Source organism: Nocardia sp. SSK8 (assembly GCF_037034205.1).
Lineage (GTDB): Bacteria > Actinomycetota > Actinomycetes > Mycobacteriales > Mycobacteriaceae > Nocardia.
Genome location: NZ_JBAGKD010000006.1, coordinates 310,094 through 327,831 on the forward strand (window position 1 = coordinate 310,094; position 17,738 = coordinate 327,831).

Consider the following 17,738-nt stretch of genomic DNA (forward strand, 5'->3'; position numbering starts at 1 on the left):
AAGGCTCCAGGAGGCGTGCCAGAGCGGCCGAATGGGACTCACTGCTAATGAGTTGTCCCTTCACGGGGACCGGAGGTTCAAATCCTCTCGCCTCCGCCACACCCGGTTCGCCGGGTAACAACTGAAAACGCACCACCATGCGCCCGTAGCTCAACGGATAGAGCACTTGACTACGGATCAAGAGGTTAGGGGTTCGAATCCCTTCGGGCGCACAACAATCCGCCTCCTACCGGCATCCGGTAGGAGGCGGATTTCGTTTGTGGCGGGATAGATTGTCGGGCGTGAGCGGCCATCCTGTTCTCTGTCCGGCGCTGCCTCCGGCTGCGTATCTCGCGGGCGACTCCGTCGTTCAGGTCGATGATTCGGGGGTGCTCGCGCTGGCGGATGACCTTCGGCGGGGTGTGGTGGATGATGTCGAGTTCGCGCGGGTGGCGTTCGAGTGGGTGCGGGATGAAGTCGGGCACTCGTTTGACGTTCGGGATTCGCGGGTGACGTTGGCTGCGGGTGAGGTGCTGCGGGAGCGGGTGGGGCTCTGTTACGCGAAGTCGCATCTGCTCGCCGCGGTGTTGCGTTCGGCGGGGATACCGACCGGGCTCTGTTATCAGCGGCTCGCGCATGGTGATGGTTTCGTGTCCGGCTGCTTCGGTCGTCACCGCCCTCCGGGGCGCGACCGATGTGCTGTCCATCTACGACACCGGGTTGCCTTCGGCCCTGGACGGCTGAGGTCCGGCAGGGCCCTATTTCCAGGCGGGGAGTGGGGGGAGGGGGCCGGTGAGGTCGTGGCCGGGGGAGCGGCCGAGGAGCCAGGCCAGCAGGGCGTGGGAGGGGCCGACGATGGTGTGGTGCGGACGGCCGGGGCCGAGGGTGGCGATGAAGTCGGTGTCGGTGGCCTGGATGTCGAAGGTGGGGGTGGCCGCGGGCTCGAGTTTGGCGGACAGGTCGGTGATGGTCTCGGGGAGCAGGCGGGCCACGAAGGGCGCGGGCCAGTCGGCGGGGGTGTAACCGGTGCCGAGGTCGACGTGATGGATCTCGGTCTCGCGCAGGCGCATCCAGGGAATCTGAGCGGCGGTGAGGGTGCCGCCCTGGCGGTTGCGGACCTCGGCGTGCCAGTCGGGGGACGGCATGGTGGCGGCCACGGCCTGCCAGCGGTGCGCCGAGCCGGTGAAATCGGCGTGCTGGACTTCGAGCGGGCGGGGCGCGCCTGCCTCGATATCGGCATCGCGGAGCGCACCGCTGGCGTACTGCGGGATCTCGATGCCGGTGCGAGCCCACAGCAACAGATTCAGCAGGCTGTCGGCATTGCGGGACATGTGCGCCAGCACGTGGCCGCGGGTCCAGCCGGGTAAGCGGGACGGCTCGGTCAGCGCGGCCTCGGTGAGGGTGCCGATCGTGGTGTCGAAGCGCGCGGTGGACGCGGCGACCTGATCGAGCAGGTCGGTGGGAGTTGCCGTTTCGCTGGTCACACGGTCGAGCGTAGTGCTCGGGCCGTGGCGGCGCCGCCGATCACGGCCGCCTGTGGACAACTCCGAACCTGTGGATAACTGGGGATATTTCGGGCTTCGCGCCGATCCGCCGGAGCGGCCGCGTGTGACGATTTCAGTCAGCGACGATCGCGTCGGCTTCGATCTCGATCAGGAGCTCCGGAGCGATCAGGGCAGACACCTCGTACATGGCGGCGGCGGGCCGGATCTCCCCGAACACCGCGGCGTGGGCGGCGGCGACCTCCGGCCAGCGGGCGATATCGGTGACGAACAAGCGGGTACGGACCACGTCCCGCAGGCTCGCCCCGGCCTGCTCGAGCGCGGCGGCGATACGGATCAGGACCTCCCGGGTCTGCGCTCCGATGTCGTCACCACCGACCGCACCGCCACTGGGGATCGCGGCCGTGGTGCCGCTGACGACGACATGAGCGCCCACGCGCACCGCCCGCGAATACCCCACGACATCTTCGAAATCGGAGGCAGAAGAGATGTTCACCCGACTAGTGGTCATGGCAGCAAGAATGATCCACCGGCTGCTGGATGACAATTCACATTCCGGTCGTCTGCCGGACGATTCACCACGGTACGCAGGGCAGGTGAACGCACGACCAGGTCTACGCCTCTTCCCCCTCACCGCCGCGCTGTGCGCCGCGGCCGCCCTCGCGGCAGGCTGCTCGACGCCGGGCACCGACGCGGGTTTCACCGCGAGCAAGGACCAGCCGCTGGTGCTCTCCCTCGACGACCTGGTCGCCGCGTCGGGCACCAGCGCGGTGCTCGGGGTGCGCGTGGAACCCGAGCACGGCTCGGTCACCCGGCGCACCGACGGCGCCTACGTCTACACCCCGGACCCGGGCTACACCGGCTCCGACACCTTCGGGGTCACCACCACCGACGCGGTGCGGCTCTACACCACCGATATCCCGGTACTCGGCGAATACGGCGGTGCCACGGTGCAGGGCAGCGGCTACGGCTCGGCCTGGACGCCGGTGCCGGGCAGTACCGACGAGTTCTACGGTCTCACCGACCGTGGCCCGAATGTCGACGGTCCGGGCAAGAACGAGAAGCTCTCGCCGACACCGGAGTTCGTGCCGAAGATCGGCAGGTTCAAGCTGGTCGACAATCGCGCGGTGCTGCAGTCGAGCATCGACCTGCGCAATGCCGCGGGCCTGCCGTTCAACGGCCAGGTCGACACCGCCGCCGACACCGGCGAGACCATCAAGGACCTGCAGGGCACCGTGCTGCCCGCCACCGATCACGGCCTCGATCCGGAAGGCCTGGTCGCACTGGCCGACGGCACCTTCTGGGTGTCCGACGAATACGGGCCGTTCCTGGTGCATTTCGACGCGCAGGGCAAGGAAATCGAGCGGCTGGTACCGGGTGCCGGTCTGCCGCAGGAGATCTCGCTGCGCAGCCCGAACCAGGGCATGGAGGGCCTGACCATCACGCCGGACGGCAACACGCTGGTGGGCATCGTGCAGAGCGCGATCAAGACTCCCGGCCTGGACGGCTCGGCCAAGGAGGTGCCGCTCGCCCGGATCGTCACCGTGGACCTGAAGACCAAGGCGCAGAGGGAGTTCCTGTACCCGCTGCAGGACCCGAAGCAGACCAAGGTCGCGGTATCGGAGATCACCGCGCTGAGCGCGACGACCTTCCTCGTCGACGAGCGTGACGGCAATCTCGCGCCGAAGTCGGACAAGAAGATCTGGACCATCGACATTACCGGCGCCACCGATGTCGGCCCGCAGTCGACGGTGCCGGGCGCGACCTATGACGCCGCCAAGGGCGGCTTGCTGATCGACGGCAAGGCGATCGAGACGCTGGTCGGCGTGGTGCCGACCACCGATGCCGTCGCGGCGTTGCGCAAGGCTGGCATCACGCCGGTCGCGAAGACGAGCAACCTGGACTTGTCGGCCTTACTGGTCTCCCTCGACGACAAGGGCCGCTTCTTCGGCCACGACAAGATCGAGGGCATCGCCACCCTCGACGGCGGCAAGACCGTCTACATCGCCAACGACAGCGATTTCGGGCTGGCCGCGAGCACCGGCGAGCAGCCGCCCTTCGGGCTGAAGCCCAAGACGCTGCCCGACGGGGTGCAGGACACCGGCGAGGTGCTGGTGGTCGACACCACCAAGCTGCCTGCGAAGGTGGACCGCTACACGGTGCAGATCACCGTCAAGTAGTCCACTCGCGGGACTCGACGAGCACGGCGGCGGCCAGCGCGAGCAGCCACAGCGACATCGCGCCGACCTGGATGCGCTGGGCGATGCCCAGAGCATAGGAGCCGGACAGGTTGTCGGCCACCAGCATCCAGATGGTCGCCGCCGACCCGACGACCAGCACGACTACGCCGAACTCGCGCAGGATCCACCAGCGGTGATAGCGGTAGGCGGCGACGCTGAACGCGAACGCGGCGACCGCGATCGAGGTGACCGCCAGGGTGCTGGTGAGGGCGTGCGGTTGGTGCAGCTGCGGGAACAGCCCGCTGTCGCCACCGCACGCGCTCACCGTGGGGTCGCAGTCGCGCAGCGGCAGCATCGCGTCGGCGATGGTCGCGGCGCCGAAGCAGAGCAGGGCCAGCCAGCCGGTCGTGGTCAGCGCGCGACGCCGGAAGACCAGCAGGCCGCCGAGCGCGGCGGGGATCAGCAGCAGGCCGACGAGCTTGTCGGCGGTCGCGAACACCTCGCGGTAGGGCTTGCCCTCGGCGTCGAGCTCGCTGAGGAAGGCGTTGACCGGATCGGTGTCGATCGGGAGGACGAACTCGAGGACCCAGGACGAGTAGCACAGGCCCGCGACGGCGATCGCGGCCGCGATCAGCAGGGGGTAGACACGGGAGAACCGGGCGAGTTCGGTCACATCGATCATTGTGCTGTTCGCGCCGAACAGGCACGATCAGGCGCGGCGGGGTTCACGAACGTGGTTACATCACCCCGCGCACAGGTTGCTGTCAGGTTCACCGGGCAGGGTGGTGAACGAATACCAACCGGGAGGTCTTCGATGAGCTATGTGATCGCGATGGCGAGTACCGCCACGATCCTGGCGATGGCGGTGTCCGGCTATCTTGCCACTCAGGCGCGCAGGGCGCCGGTGCGTGTGCGGGTGCGCGACGGCGCACGGTGGCGCTGAGTTCGACCGTTCGCCGTGCAGCCGGTCAGCGTGGCCGCTGAGCTCCGCCGAATCCGGCCGGAGCGCGGTCGATGACTGGATCCGCGCCGGGTCAATCGGCGTGCGTGGACTGTCTCCGCGCACGGACCAGCGCGCCGATCTGTTCGGCCGCCGCGCGTGGGTCCTCGTGTTCCCAGACGCGCACCACCTGCCAGCCCGCCGCCGTCAGCGCGGCGTCGGTGGCCCGATCGCGGGTCACGTTCCCAGCCAGCTTCTCGGCCCACCACTGGGCATTGTTCTTCGGATCGGTCGCGTGCTCCGGGCAGCGATGCCAGAAGCATCCGTCCACGTAGACCGCGATCCGCAAGGTCGGAAACACCACGTCAGCGCGTCGCCGCTGGCCCTTGATGGGCGGCCGGTCGACGAAATAGCGCAGCCCAGCCCGATGCAGCTCGCGCCGGAGCGCCAGCTCCGGATCGGTATGCGCGCGTCGCTGCCGAGACATCCGCGCGCTGGTCGCGGGGTCTGTCTTCGGCCGCCCGGCGTTCATGCCGCCCAGCCGCCCATCCGGTCGAGGTGGTCACGCACGTCGTCGAGGAAACCGGGCGGGAAGCGCAGATTGCCCATCGAGGTCCGGCGCAGGAAGCCCGCGGTGGCGCGGGGGGAGAGCAGGCGGGATTCGGTGAGGAAGTTCTTCAGGTCCTCGTAGGGATCGTGCACCGGCCAGGTCGACACCGGGACCCGGTGGACGATGCCCGCGTGACCCCAGGCCGCCGCCGGCCACGGCTCGCCGGGGCGCAAGGGTGCGCCATCGGTCAGCGGGGTGAGCGGGGCGGCCAGGCGCTCTCCGACCCAGTTCGCCATGCGCACGCTCACCGCGTTTCCGACCAGCTTCCAGCGGTGGCCCTGCCGCACGCCGGGAACGTCGAGGGCGGGCGCGGTCCAGTCGGCGGCGAAGCCCTGGAGGCGTTCGCCGTCGACGATGCCCGGGGTGACGATCTCGCCCGCGGGCAGCCGCACCGCCGGGGGACTGGCGATACCGAGGCCGGAGCCGCCCTTGAGGGTGGGCACCGCGTTCACCGCCCAGCCGAGGCCGCGCACACCCTCGGTCCAGTAGAAGCCGCAGGGATCGCGGTCGGGGTCGCCGTAGTCGCGTGGGCCCGCGTCGTCGCCGAAGAGCACCTGGCGCGGGTCCTCGGTGCGGGAGGCCAGCATCAGGACTCGCTGTCTGCGCTGCGGTAGGCCGAACGCGCGGCCGTCGACCACGCGATAGGCCCAGGTGTAGCCGAGTTCCTCGAGCGCGCCGGTGATGTGACGCATGGCCGCGCCACGGCCCAGTTGCAGCATGAACGGCACGTTCTCGATCAGCAGCCAGCGCGGTCCGCGCTTGCGGCGGACCAGCCGGAAGACCTCGTCGACCAGGCCCGAGCGGCGTCCGGTGATGCCCGCGGTGCGGCCTGCCTGCGAGAGGTCCTGGCAGGGGAAACCGGCCGCGACCAGCTCGGTGTTCGCGGGCAGCGAGCGTAATCGGGTGATGTCGCCGTGCAGGTCGGTCTCGGGGAAGCGGGCGGCGAGCACGCCCTGGGCGCCGGGGTCGATCTCACAGAGCAGCTCGGTGGCCCAGCCGTTCGCGGCGAGGCCGAGTTCGAGCCCGCCGATACCGGCGAACAACCCGACCATCCGAGTCAACGACACTCCCTCTGCTCCGTCAGCGCCACGCGCTGCTCAGCGACCCGCACTCGCTCCGCGGCGAATTGTATCGGCCCGCCCGCCGCCGGGTTCCGGGCGCGAACGTGGGCCCCGGCCGCCGGGCGGAAAATCGGTGGCCGGGGGCAGGGGTCCGGTGCGACTCTTGATGGGCCGAACTTGTCGGACCCCGGTGCGAACATCACCTGGCGTCCGTTCCGGAAAACCATCCATCCACCGGACATCAAGGGGGAACCTTGTCTGTCACATTGGACCTGGCGGCAGCCGACTCGGAGGCCGACAGATCGGAGCCGCCCACACAGCCACCGCGCGGGGGAATGTGGTCGCTGCGGCGGTTCCTGCCACATCTGCGCCCCTACTGGGTGCCGCTGGTCGCCGCCAATGTCCTGGCCATCGTCGCCACCAGCACGGCCATCTTCATCCCACTGCTGATCGCGAAGGTGATCGACGGGCCGATCGCCCAGCGTGACATCGGCGCCCTGGTCTGGCCGGTCGCGCTGGTCTTCGCGCTGGGTGCGCTGGAATCGTTCGGCATGTGGGGCAGGCGATGGCTGGTGTCCAAGCCCTCGACCCTGTTCGAGATCACCATGCGCGCCAAGCTGTTCAGGCAGTTGCAGGCGCTCTCGATCGGCAGGCACGACGGCTGGCAGTCCGGTCAGCTGCTCTCGCGCGCGATCGACGACATGGGCGTGATCCGGCGGTTCGTGGCCTTCGCTGGCCCGTTCCTGGTCGTGCACACGGTGGTGCTGCCGATCGGGCTGGTCGCGCTGTTCGTGATGAATTGGCAAGTGGGGCTGATCTTCACGGCGCTTTCGCTGCCGCTCATCGTGTTCTGTACGCGGTTCGTGCGGCGCTTCGAGGTGGCCTCGCGGCGCTCCCAGGACCAGTCCGGTGACCTGGCGACCATCGCCCAGGAGTCCGCGCAGGGCGTGCGGGTGCTCAAGGCGCTGGGCCGGGGCCGGTTCTTCGGTTCCCGGTTCACGGCGCTCTCGCGCGAATTGCAGCGCACCGAACTGGAGAAGGTGCGCCTGGACGCCACACTGTGGGCGGCCATGGTGACCTTCCCGACGGTGTCTATCGCGATCTCGCTCGGCGTCGGCGGCTACTCGGTGGTGCAGGGTTCGATGACGATGGGCACGCTGGTCGCGAGCATCACCCTGGCGACCTTCCTGCAGTGGCCGATCATCTGGACCGGCTTCCTGCTCTCGGAGCTGTTCGAGGCCCGCACGGCCGCCGACCGGTTCTGGGAGATCATCGACACCCCGCTCGACATCACCGACCCGCCGCGGCCGGTGGAGCTGCCCGAGCGGGTGCGCGGTGAGCTGGTCATCGACGGTGTCAGCTTCGCCTACCCGCGCTCGGGTGACGGCGCCGACGCGGCGGTGCTCGAGGACGTTTCCCTACGGATCCGTCCGGGCGAGACGGTCGCGCTGGTCGGTGCCACCGGCAGCGGGAAAACCGCCCTGCTGGAACTGATTCCGCGGCTCTACGACGTGAGCGCGGGCCGGATCACCATCGACGGCATCGACATCGCCACCCTGCGCCTGGCCGACCTGCGCCGGGTGGTGACGGTGGCCTTCGAGGAGCCGGTGCTGTTCTCGGCCAGCGTGCGCGAGAACGTGGCACTGGGCGACCCGCGCGCGACCGACGCCGATGTGCGCCAGGCGCTCGATATCGCGCAGGCGAGCGAGTTCGTCGACGCGCTGCCGTGGGGCCTGGACACCAGGATCGGCGAGCAGGGCATGAGCCTGTCCGGTGGTCAGCGTCAGCGGCTGGCGCTGGCCAGGGCGGTGCTCACCGGTGATACCGGAGCCGAGCCCGGCCGGATCATGGTGCTCGACGATCCGCTCTCCGCGCTGGACGTGGAAACCGAAGAGCGCGTGCAGGACCGGCTGCGCAGCGTGCTGTCGGGCGCCACCACGCTGCTGGTGGCACACCGGCCGTCCACGGCGGCGCTGGCCGACCGGGTGGCGCTGCTGGCCGAGGGTCGCATCGTCGCCGAGGGCACGCACGAGAAGCTGCTGCGCGGCAACGCGCGCTACCGCGAACTGATGGGAGGTGAACCATGACGAGTACGGAAACAACGACGGCGCAGGACATTCCGGACCGGGAAGCCGACTGGCGCGGCATCGCCAAGGAGGACGATGCCGTCACCGGGACCGGAAACCTGGTGCTGGCCGGGCGTTCCCGGCGGCTGCTGCTGGAGCTGGTGCGGCCCTACCGCAAGCAGGCGCTGCTCACCTTCGTGCTGATCCTGCTCGACAACGCGGCCAAGGTCGCGGGGCCACTGTTCATCGCCTACGGCCTTGACCACGGCATCAGCGCGGGCAGGCAAGGGAATTGGACGCCGCTGATCGCCACGGTGGCCGGGTTCGTCGCGGTCACCGTGGCCTCGGGTGTCACCACGTTCTGTTTCCTGCGGGCATCGGGGTCGCTGAGTCAGCGGGTGCTGTTCGATCTGCGGGTGCGGGCGTTCCGGCACACCCAGCGGTTGAGCGTGTCATTCCACGAGAGCTACACCTCGGGCAAGGTCGTCACCCGGCTCACCAGCGATATCGAGACCCTCCAGGAACTGCTGGAGGGCGCGCTGAACCAGGCCTTCGGCGCGATCCTGTCAGTGGTCACCATCGCGGTGCTGCTGGTCTGGCTCGATCCCACGCTGGCCTCGATCGTGCTGCTCGGCTTCGTGCCGCTGGTGCTGGTGACGCGGTGGGCGCAGCGGCGCCAGCGGGCCGGTTACCGGCGCACCCGCGGGGCCATCGCCAAGGTGATCGTGCAGTTCGTCGAGGCGATGAGCGGCATGCGGGCGGTGCAGGCGTTCCGGCGCGAGCAGCGCAACGACGAGGTACTCGCCGCCGAGGACAGCGAGTACCAGCGCGCGACCACCACCGCGATCCGCGGCATGGGCGACTACGTGGGCCTGTCGAACTTCATCGGCAAGCTGACCACCGTCATCGTGCTGCTGGTCGGCGCTTGGCAGGTGATGGAGGGCGATCTCGCCCTCGGTGTGCTGGCGGCCTACCTGCTCTACCTCGACCAGTTCTACGGTCCGCTCGACGAGCTCGCCCAGGTGTTCAACTCCTACCAGTCCGCCGCGGCGGCACTGGAGAAGATCTCCGGGGTGCTCGAGGAGGAGCCGTCGGTGGCCGAGCCGGACGATCCGGTCGCGCTGCTCGAGGCGCGGGGCGCGGTGCGGATGGACCACGTCTGGTTCGGCTACCACGACACCCGCGTGCTGCCGGAGTTCGAGCTGGACATCCCGGCGGGCCAGGTGGTGGCGCTGGTCGGGGCGACGGGCGCGGGCAAGTCGACGCTGGCCAAGCTGCTCACCCGGTTCTACGACCCGAGCGGCGGCACCATCAGCCTCGACGGGGTCGATCTGCGCAGGCTCACCGACGACGATCTGCGCAGGCATGTCGTGATGGTCACCCAGGAGGCCTACCTGTTCTCCGGGACCATCGCCGACAACATCCGCCTTGGCAGGCCCGACGCGTCCGACGCCGAGGTGCGCGCGGCCGCCACGGCGGTGGGGCTCGACCCGTTCGTGGTCTCGCTGCCCGACGGGTACGACACCGATGTGCGCACCCGCGGTGGCAGGCTCTCGGCCGGTCAGCGCCAGCTGGTCGCCTTCGCGCGGGTGTTCCTCGCCGATCCGGCGGTGATCGTGCTCGACGAGGCCACCTCCAGCCTGGACATCCCGGGCGAGCGGCAGGTCCAGCACGCGCTGGAGACGCTGCTGCGCGACCGGACCGCGGTGATCATCGCCCACCGGCTGTCCACGGTGGCGATCGCCGATCGGGTGCTGGTGCTCGACGCGGGCCGGATCGTGGAGGACGGCGCACCGGCGGAACTGATCGCCGGACAGGGCCGATTCGCCGGGCTGCACGCCGCCTGGCGCGATTCGCTGGTGTGATGCGCCCGTGTTGTACAGCAGCGGGGCTGGTGTCGCTTACCGTAGAGAGGTGACGACCCCAGCCCCGGGCCCGGCCGCAGGCCCCTCCGAGAACCGACCGGCCTCTCGGTGGCCCTCGGTCCTCACCTGGCGTGCCCACGACAACACCCGGATGGAATCGGTGCGGGTGACGGTGAACGGCAACCGGATCAGGGCGGCGGGCCGGATGATCGGCAGCGCGGGCGAGGAGCACCCGGCCTTCAGCGCCTCCTACGACCTGGTCACCGACGAGGCGGGCGCGACCCGCAGGCTCTCGCTGCGCACCACCACGGCGGCGGGGGAGCGGCACGCCTCCATCTCCCGCGACGAGGAGAACTACTGGCTCGTCGACGCGGGCGGCAGCCATGTGCGCTCGACCTTCGGCGGCGCGCTCGATGTCGATGTGGTGCTCAGCCCGTTCTTCAACACCCTGCCCATCCGGCGCTTCGGCTTGCAGAACGCCGTGGGCGATGTGCAGGTGCCGGTCGTCTACGTGCGGCTGCCGGATCTGCTGGTGCAGGAGGCCGAGCTCACCTACTCGAGCGCCGCCGACGGGATCAACGTCCTCTCGCCGGTCTCCAGCGCCACCCTCACCGTCGATCCGGAGGGGTTCGTCCTCGACTACCCGGGCCTGTCCGCGCGCGTCTGACCCCCCGACCGCGGAAGGCGCGGGCTCTCCGGAGATCCATCGTGATCAGCCGATGGAGCGCGGCCCCCAGCTCGCCGCGGGTAGGCGCGCCCACTCACCGCCGATCGGCCATGACGACGCCTACAGCGAGCGCAGCACCCCACCCCGCTGACCGGCCCGCCGCAGTTCACCCAGCCAATCACCATCCCCGGGCGTCACCCCGGTGATCTCCCACCGCTCGCGCTGCTCGTACGCGGTGCGCCCCCGGTAACCCGCCTCGACAAGCTCGCCGAGGGTGCCGTCGGTGCGCAGCGACTCCCGCGCGGCCAGCAGCGCGGCGATGGTCTCGTCGATGACCTCGCCCAGGGCGGTGCCGTTCGGCTCGCAGATCGCGCGCACCAGGTCGGGCGCGGTCCCGGCGACGCGGGTGCCGTCGCGGAACGAGCCCGCAGCCAGCCCGAGCGCCAGCGCCCCGCCGTCTGCCCCGGCCGCCGCCAGCGCCTCGGCCAGCACGTGTGGCAGGTGCGAGATCCGCGCGACGGCCTGATCGTGTTCGGCCGCGACCACCGGGACCACCACCGACCCGCAGTCCAGCGCCAGCCGCACGACCGTCGTCCAGGGCCCGACCCGCGTGCCCTCGTCCACCCCGACCGCCCACACCGCGTCCCGGAAAAGCTCGGGATCAGTTGCCGCCCAACCGGATTCGGCGGTACCGGCCATGGGATGACCACCCACGTAGTTCGCTTCCAGCCCCTGCTCGCGCACCGCGTCGGCGACCGGCTGCTTAATGCTCACCACATCGGTGAGCGGGCAGTCCGGCGCGTGCGTGGCGATCGCGGTGAGGATGGCGTCGACCGCGGGCATCGGGACCGCCAGGACCACCAGCGCGTGGGTGTCCGCGGCCCGGCGCAGCACCGTCGTCAGCTCGCCCGTGACATCGAAACCGTCGCGACGCGCCGCCTCGGCACCCGAATCGGAACGGTTGTAGCCGAACGCCTCGTAGCCCGCCGCGGCCGCGGCGCGCAGCAGTGAGCCGCCGATCAAGCCGGTTCCGAGGACGCAGACAGTGGCGCGCTGGTCGAGAGTCATCGGAACAGATTGGCACACGAGTTCATCATTACGGGCGGGACAGACTACCGTTTGGTCCATGGCAGCACAGCGCTCGGGCACGAACAGGGCGACGTCGGACGACGACTTCGACGTCGAAGGGTTCGCAGTGGCGGTGGTCCGCGAAGAAGGCACCTGGCGGTGTAGTCCGCTCACCAGCGATGCCCTGCACGATCTGTCGGTCGCCGAGACCGAACTGAAGGCCCTGCGCAGCTCGGGGGCGGTATTCGGGCTGCTCGACGTCGACGACGAGTTCTTCGTCGTGGTGCGTCCGGCGCCGAGCGGCACCCGGCTGCTCGTCTCCGACGCCACCGCGGCGATCGACTACGACATCGCCGCCGACGTGCTCGACGCGCTCAATGTCGAGATCCCCGACATCGACCCCGACGACCTCGACGACGTCGAACCCTGGGAAGAGGGCGACCTGGGCGTGCTGGCCGACCTGGGCCTGCCCGAACCGGTGCTCAGCGTGATCCTCGCCGAGACCGACCTCTACCCCGACGAGCAGCTCGGGATGATCGCCCAGCGCCTCGGTTTCGCCAACGAATTCGCGGCGGTGCTGGACAAACTGCCCCGGTGACCACCGAGCAGGACATGATGCGCGCCGCGCTCGCCGCGGCCGCCGACGCCGACCCGCGCGATGTGCCGGTCGGCGCCGTCGTGTTCGACGCCCAGGGCCGGGAGCTGGCCCGCGCCAGCAATGCCAGGGAAGCCACCGGCGACCCCACCGCGCACGCCGAGGTGCTGGCCCTGCGCGCCGCGGCCGCCGTGCACGGCGACGGCTGGCGCCTCGAGGGCGCGACCCTGGCCGTCACCCTCGAGCCCTGCACCATGTGCGCGGGCGCGCTGGTGCTGGCCCGCGTCGACAAGCTGATCTTCGGCGCCTGGGAACCCAAGACCGGCGCCGTCGGCTCGCTGTGGGACGTCGTCCGCGACCGCCGACTCAACCACCGCCCCCAGGTCCGCGCCGGAGTCCTCGAGACCGAGTGCGTCACCCTCCTCGACGATTTCTTCCGAAACCAACGCTGACCAGCCGATTTAACGATCCGGCACCCACTCCGGTATCGTAGTCGGCGGTGGCGTGTCCGAGCGGCCTAAGGAGCACGCCTCGAAAGCGTGTGACGGGTAACCCCCGTCCGAGGGTTCAAATCCCTCCGCCACCGCCAAAAGGAGCCCCTCACCTGTTCACCCAGGTGGGGGGCTCTTTGTCGATCGGGTCAGGCCGTTGCCTGGGGGGACGAAGTCAGGGCCGTCACCGTGCGGTACGCGCCATCGATCAGATCGCGGATCGACGCCAGATAGGTGGTGATCGATTTGAGGCTCTTCGCCAACTGGGTGAGGAGTTTGGCCACGATGGCCGCGATCCGCGCTATCGCCTGGGCGATTACCGCCGGCGTGGCGGTGCCGAGCGAGGCCAATTCCTGGATCGCCCAGCTGACCAGGGCACCCGCCAGCGAACCGAGCAGGTCTCGGACCGCCGTGCGGACGCCGTTGACCAGCTCGGCCGCGGCGGTGGTCAGAGTCGACAGAGCCTCCGCGCCCTTGCCCATGACCTGCGTGAGAGTCGTGAGGCTGGCGCCGAGAGTCCGGTAGGCGTCGCCCGCGGCGCCGGACCAGTCCGCGGTTTCGTTCTTCACCGAGGACGCGAGATTCGTCGCGGACTGGGACAGGCTGCCGCCGATATTCGTCCACGACTGCGCGTACGACTTGATCAGGTCGGGATCTCCCGCCAGCGAATTGAACGCTTCCCGGAGCGGTTTGACGTGTTCGAGCATCCAGGTGCCGAGCTGGCCGGCCGCGAAGCGCAGCTTGTCGCCCGCGCTGTGCAGGGAGACACCGAGCGCGGTGAGCGCCACGGCTTCGGCACCTGGAGGCCCTGGAGCATGAGGGCTACCGGCTGCCCGTAGACGCCGTAGCCGTCGGTGGTCATGGTGAGATAGCGGGCGGCCTCGGCCGCCTTCTCGATCTCATCTCCGTAACCGTCGATCGCCGTGGCATGACCGCCGGTCTGGTTCCATCGGGTTCCGATTCGGGTCGCTACCTGCGGTGGTAGTGATGGATGCGTCGCCGGACGACTTCGGTCAGGACGGCTGCGTCCGGGGTGGGGATGGTGAATACGGGCAGGTTGGGGTCGGTGGTCGACAGCAGGATCGCGGTGGAGATCTTGTTGTTGTAGAGGGGTTTGCCATCGGGGGTGATGAACCAGCGGTGCTGGGTGTACCCCGGGGGGAATGTCCAGAGGGTCACGTCACGAATGCGGTCGAACGGCAGCTCGAGCAGGGTGGTTTCGTCCTCGACACCGACATAGTAGGCCTGCGCGTTTAGTCTTGTCGGCCGCTCGGGTCGCTTGGTCCACGAGCGAAGCGAAATCCTGTCGGCTGCGAGGTAGACCCGGACGAGGACCAGCAGATTGTTGTTGTCGTATCCGCCGTCGGCGTAGAGGTCGATTTCGTCGTCGGACTCGGCGCGGTACAGGGCGTCTACTGGATGGATTGCTATTCCGGCCTTTCCGGCGAGGAACAAGCTCACGCGGCGGACGATGAAAGCCAGGACCGCGAGGACCGGCAGGACGGGCCAGCCGCGGTATCCCAGGAAACCGGCCAGCGCGGACTCGATGACGAGAATCCATGCCTGCGCCCGGATTCCGTCCGACGCCCGATACCACGCGTCCATGGGCCACAGTCCGCGCCGCAGGCGCCGGAGGGCGAGGAGCGGGGGTATCACAACGGCGAGGATGTGCAGCGGAAGCGCCACGAACAGGATCGTCGTCGGCGCGCCCAGCAGTCCGATCGCCAGGACGGCCACGGTGGAGATCGCCGCGACCGCGCTCGGCAGCACGATGAAGGCGAGGCGTAGTCTCCGGACGGCTTCCGGCCAGGTTCGCTGGAGGAGGGTGTTCGTGCCGGGTTGCGCAAACCGGACCTGGGTGATTGCCGTGGCGGGCGTGTGGCGCCGTGGTGCGTAATAGACTGGTAGTACCGAAATCCGGGAAGGAACGATGATTATGCGCGGGCGACAGCCGCCACCCGCGAAGTCCGGGATCGGGCTCGGGGGGAAGCTCTTGGTTCTCGTCGTCTTGGGGTGGGTGGCGGTGGGGCTGCTCGCCGCGGGACAGCGGCACTACTTCGCCAAGCTGCCGCGGGAATGCTCGGATTGGGCGACGATCGCGGTGACGGCCGCCGCCGGACCGACCAACTACATCGGGCTGAACCCCAAAGTCACGGAGTGCCAGGTACCGCAACCCAGTCAGTGAACATGGGCGGCTGGCGCCGCGGGGTTTTCGGCCCCTTGGGCCTCGAACCCGAAGGGCGATACTCCGGCTTCGCCGTTACGTCTCGCCCTTCGGGTTCGAGGCGGCCGAAAACCCGTGGTGGTCAGGAACCCACCGGGACGGCGACCTTCTCGTGCTGTTGCAGTTCGCGTAGGCGGGCGCCCTCGACGTCGATGTCGGGGACGATCTTGTCCAGCCAGCGCGGCATCCACCAGGCCCACTTGCCCAGCAGCACGAGCAGGGCGGGGATGAGGATCATCCGGACGACGAAGGCGTCCAGCGCCACGCCCGCGGCCAGGGCGAAGCCCATGGACTTGGCGGTGACGTCGGTTTCCAGCAGGAACGAGCCGAACACCGAGATCATGATGATCGCCGCGGAGGTCACCACGCGCGCGCCGTGGTGATAGCCCTTGATGACCGCGTCGGTGGGGGACGCGCCGTGCACGTATTCCTCGCGCATGCGGGTCACCAGGAACACCTGGTAGTCCATCGCGAGGCCGAATACCAAGCCGATCAGCATGATCGGCAGGAAGCTGACCAGCGGATGGGGATCGCTGATCAGGCCGAATTTGCCCTCCTGGAAGATCAGCACGGTCGCGCCGAAGGTGGCCGCCATGGAGAGCAGGAAGCCGAGCGCGGCGGTGAGCGGCACCAGGATCGAGCGGAACACCAGGATCAGCAGGATGAACGCGGCGCCCGCCACGATCGCCATGTACGGGACGATCTTGCTCAGCAGCACGTGGTCGATATCGGCGTAGATGGCGGTGGTGCCGGTGATGCCGTAGGAGATCTGGTACTGGTCGTTGAGCTCGGCTTCCGCGTCACGGGCCGACTGCACCAGATCCTTGGTGGACTGGTCGTTGGGGCCCGAGCGGGGGATGCCGTTGATCAGCGCGCCCGCGCCGTCCTGGCTCAGCTGCGGCTCGGTGACCAGCTCCATGTCGGGGTAGGACGCCAGCTTGGCGCGTAGCGCGGTCAGGGCGTCGGCGCGCTGGTCGGGGGGTGTCTCGCTGAGGTCGACGGCGATCTGGAGGACGCCGTTGCTGCCCTCGCCGAACCCCTCGGTGCGCAGATCGTAGGCCTTGCGCACGGTGGTGGTCTTGGCCAGGCTGTCCTCGCCGGGCAGGCCCAGATTCAGGTTCAGCGCGGGCGCGGCCAGCAGGCCGAGCACCACGATGGCCAGCACCATGGTGACCGCGGGGAACTTGGCGATCGCGCGCGCCACCCGGGTGCCGTTGCTGACGATGGTGTCGTCCTCGGGATCGTGCTGGGCGATCAGCGGCAGCTTCGGCTTGAACAGCGCCTTGCCGAACGCGCCGAGCAGCGCGGGCATGAGTGTGATGGCGGTGAGCACGGCGAACGCGGCCGCGACCGCGCCGCCCAGACCCATGAAGGTCAGGAACCGCACCCCGACGATGCTCAGCCCGACCAGCGCGATGATGACGGTCAGCCCGGCGAACACCACCGCCGAACCCGCGGTGCCGAGCGCGGTGCCCGCGGCTTCCTCGGCCGAATCCTGGACCGCCAGTTCGTGTTTGTAGCGCGAGACGATGAACAGCGCGTAGTCGATCGACAGCGCGATGCCGATCATCGAGGCCAGGAAGGTGGTGAAGCTCGGCACCGAGAGCACCGAGGTGGACAGGAAGATCAGCGAGGTCGCCGCGCCGAGGCCGACGATGGCGGTGATGATCGGGACGAACGCCGCGACGATCGCGCCGAAGGCCACCACCATGACCACCAGGGCCACCGCCATACCGATCATCTCGGACTTGCCCGAGGGCATCTCCTGCTCCATCGCGATGGTGCCGCTGATCTCGACGGTCAGCCCGGCCGCGCGGGCCGCGTCGCCCACGGCGTAGGCGGCCTCGCGATCCTCGGCGGTGATGTCGGCGAAATCGGTGATGGTGAACGGGACACTGAGGAAGGCGACCGTCTCCGGTGCGGTCTTGTTCAGCACGTTCAGCGGGGCGGCGCTACAGGTCGACGGGTCGGGTTGCGCGGTGAGGCAACCCATTTCCTCGGTGGCGGTGATCGGGTCGACGATCGGTTCGCTGTGATCGACGATGTCGAGCTGCTCGAGCCTGCCGATCAGCGCGGTCACCTGTTCCCGGTTGGCCGGGTCGGTGAGTTTCTGCCCGGCGGGCGCGCCGATGACGTAGGTGCCGGTCACCGCGTCGAAGGCGAAGGCCTCGGACATGCCGGGGAAGTGTATGTCGAGGATCTCGGTGGCCCGCTCCGAGGGGAGGTTGGGCATGCTGAAATCGTCGGTCATCGGTTTCTGCAGCTGGGCGCCGAGGCCGCCGAGCACCAGGAAACAGATCAACCAGACGGGCAGCACGATCCACTTGCGGCGAAAGGCCAGCTTGCCCCACCGGTACAGATAGACGGACACGGTTTTCTCCTCGCGATGAGCGGATCTGGAGATACAGCCGGGTCGAGCTAAGTCCTGAGTCTAACGACGGAAACGACGCGACCCCCGCACTCCGGGAGTGCGGGGGTCGCGAACTTTCA

General features: G+C 69.2%; 17 protein-coding genes, 3 tRNA genes and 1 pseudogene. 12 read left to right on the top strand and 9 right to left on the bottom strand.

All coding sequences use genetic code 11. The features are described from left to right. The first annotated feature begins 9 nt into the window (after nucleotides 1-9). The 3 genes and pseudogenes from WA675_RS14560 to WA675_RS27390 all read left to right on the top strand — a co-directional run. Nucleotides 10-99 (top strand) — tRNA-Ser (locus WA675_RS14560). Nucleotides 100-139: 40 nt separating this feature from the next. Next, nucleotides 140-212 (top strand) — tRNA-Arg (locus WA675_RS14565). 156 nt (nucleotides 213-368) lie between these two features. Beyond that, a pseudogene (locus tag WA675_RS27390) lies at nucleotides 369-605 on the top strand (transglutaminase-like domain-containing protein); the annotation flags it as partial. Between the two features lie 132 nt (nucleotides 606-737). Here the strand turns inward: WA675_RS27390 and WA675_RS14570 are convergent. After that, nucleotides 738-1,463: a maleylpyruvate isomerase family mycothiol-dependent enzyme gene (locus tag WA675_RS14570; RefSeq protein WP_336084827.1), complete on the bottom strand. Its 726-nt coding sequence runs from the start codon at nucleotides 1,461-1,463 to the stop codon at nucleotides 738-740. 133 nt (nucleotides 1,464-1,596) lie between these two features. Further along, nucleotides 1,597-1,992, bottom strand: coding sequence for a RidA family protein (locus WA675_RS14575; RefSeq protein WP_336084828.1), 396 nt, complete (start codon nucleotides 1,990-1,992; stop codon nucleotides 1,597-1,599). Between the two features lie 85 nt (nucleotides 1,993-2,077). On the opposite strand from WA675_RS14575, the gene WA675_RS14580 reads away from it, so the two are divergent. Further along, complete coding sequence (locus WA675_RS14580; protein WP_336084829.1) at nucleotides 2,078-3,661, top strand: esterase-like activity of phytase family protein; 1,584 nt, start codon at nucleotides 2,078-2,080, stop codon at nucleotides 3,659-3,661. Here WA675_RS14580 and WA675_RS14585 read toward each other — a convergent pair. Beyond that, complete coding sequence (locus tag WA675_RS14585; protein ID WP_336084830.1) at nucleotides 3,654-4,334, bottom strand: DUF998 domain-containing protein; 681 nt, start codon at nucleotides 4,332-4,334, stop codon at nucleotides 3,654-3,656. The two genes, WA675_RS14580 and WA675_RS14585, sit on opposite strands and share 8 nt — an antisense overlap. A gap of 141 nt (nucleotides 4,335-4,475) precedes the next feature. Between WA675_RS14585 and WA675_RS14590 the strand changes: the two genes are divergently transcribed. Then, a complete protein-coding gene (locus WA675_RS14590; protein ID WP_336084831.1) occupies nucleotides 4,476-4,604 on the top strand; it encodes a hypothetical protein in 129 nt (42 codons plus the stop codon). Between the two features lie 91 nt (nucleotides 4,605-4,695). Here the strand turns inward: WA675_RS14590 and WA675_RS14595 are convergent, their stop codons facing one another. Together WA675_RS14595 and WA675_RS14600 are read right to left on the bottom strand one after the other, a co-directional pair. Then, the gene (locus WA675_RS14595) at nucleotides 4,696-5,133 is read right to left on the bottom strand and encodes a very short patch repair endonuclease (protein ID WP_336084832.1); all 438 of its coding nucleotides are present in this window, start codon (nucleotides 5,131-5,133) and stop codon (nucleotides 4,696-4,698) included. Next, complete coding sequence (locus tag WA675_RS14600) at nucleotides 5,130-6,263, bottom strand: DNA cytosine methyltransferase (RefSeq protein WP_336084971.1); 1,134 nt, start codon at nucleotides 6,261-6,263, stop codon at nucleotides 5,130-5,132. Before WA675_RS14600 ends, WA675_RS14595 begins: the two co-directional genes overlap by 4 nt. Nucleotides 6,264-6,607: 344 nt before the next feature. On the opposite strand from WA675_RS14600, the gene WA675_RS14605 reads away from it, so the two are divergent. From WA675_RS14605 to WA675_RS14615, 3 genes are read left to right on the top strand one after another with little or no spacing between them, the layout of a single operon-like run. Next, nucleotides 6,608-8,359, top strand: a complete 1,752-nt coding sequence (locus WA675_RS14605) for an ABC transporter ATP-binding protein (protein WP_336084833.1) — start codon at nucleotides 6,608-6,610, stop codon at nucleotides 8,357-8,359. Next, a complete protein-coding gene (locus WA675_RS14610; protein WP_336084834.1) occupies nucleotides 8,356-10,203 on the top strand; it encodes an ABC transporter ATP-binding protein in 1,848 nt (615 codons plus the stop codon). Before WA675_RS14605 ends, WA675_RS14610 begins: the two co-directional genes overlap by 4 nt. A 49-nt stretch (nucleotides 10,204-10,252) precedes the next feature. Then, nucleotides 10,253-10,870 (top strand): putative glycolipid-binding domain-containing protein, encoded by a 618-nt coding sequence (locus tag WA675_RS14615; RefSeq protein ID WP_336084835.1) that lies wholly within the window; start codon nucleotides 10,253-10,255, stop codon nucleotides 10,868-10,870. A 120-nt stretch (nucleotides 10,871-10,990) separates the two neighbouring features. Here the strand turns inward: WA675_RS14615 and WA675_RS14620 are convergent, their stop codons facing one another. Beyond that, nucleotides 10,991-11,938 carry a prephenate dehydrogenase gene (locus WA675_RS14620; RefSeq protein ID WP_336084836.1) on the bottom strand — a complete coding sequence of 316 codons (948 nt, stop codon included), beginning with the start codon at nucleotides 11,936-11,938 and terminating at the stop codon, nucleotides 10,991-10,993. Nucleotides 11,939-11,996: 58 nt separating this feature from the next. Here WA675_RS14620 and WA675_RS14625 point away from each other — a divergent pair, with 58 nt between their 5' ends. The 3 genes from WA675_RS14625 to WA675_RS14635 all read left to right on the top strand — a co-directional run bounded on the left by WA675_RS14625 (nucleotide 11,997) and on the right by WA675_RS14635 (nucleotide 13,122). Then, on the top strand, nucleotides 11,997-12,536 hold the full coding sequence (locus WA675_RS14625) for a tRNA adenosine deaminase-associated protein (protein WP_336084837.1): 540 nt from the start codon (nucleotides 11,997-11,999) through the stop codon (nucleotides 12,534-12,536). Nucleotides 12,537-12,550: 14 nt separating this feature from the next. Continuing rightward, nucleotides 12,551-12,985 carry a nucleoside deaminase gene (locus WA675_RS14630; RefSeq protein ID WP_336084973.1) on the top strand — a complete coding sequence of 145 codons (435 nt, stop codon included), beginning with the start codon at nucleotides 12,551-12,553 and terminating at the stop codon, nucleotides 12,983-12,985. 46 nt (nucleotides 12,986-13,031) lie between these two features. Beyond that, nucleotides 13,032-13,122 (top strand) — tRNA-Ser (locus tag WA675_RS14635). A 51-nt stretch (nucleotides 13,123-13,173) separates the two neighbouring features. On the opposite strand, the gene WA675_RS14640 is transcribed toward WA675_RS14635, so the two are convergent. After that, nucleotides 13,174-13,812, bottom strand: a complete 639-nt coding sequence (locus tag WA675_RS14640) for a WXG100 family type VII secretion target (protein ID WP_336084838.1) — start codon at nucleotides 13,810-13,812, stop codon at nucleotides 13,174-13,176. A gap of 181 nt (nucleotides 13,813-13,993) precedes the next feature. After that, nucleotides 13,994-14,794 (bottom strand): hypothetical protein, encoded by an 801-nt coding sequence (locus tag WA675_RS14645; protein WP_336084839.1) that lies wholly within the window; start codon nucleotides 14,792-14,794, stop codon nucleotides 13,994-13,996. 223 nt (nucleotides 14,795-15,017) lie between these two features. Between WA675_RS14645 and WA675_RS14650 the strand changes: the two genes are divergently transcribed. Next, entirely contained in the window at nucleotides 15,018-15,209 is a 192-nt protein-coding gene (locus tag WA675_RS14650; protein WP_336084840.1) for a hypothetical protein, read from the top strand. A 121-nt stretch (nucleotides 15,210-15,330) separates the two neighbouring features. Here WA675_RS14650 and WA675_RS14655 read toward each other — a convergent pair whose 3' ends face one another. Next, complete coding sequence (locus WA675_RS14655; RefSeq protein ID WP_336084841.1) at nucleotides 15,331-17,619, bottom strand: MMPL family transporter; 2,289 nt, start codon at nucleotides 17,617-17,619, stop codon at nucleotides 15,331-15,333. Nucleotides 17,620-17,738 lie beyond the last annotated feature (119 nt).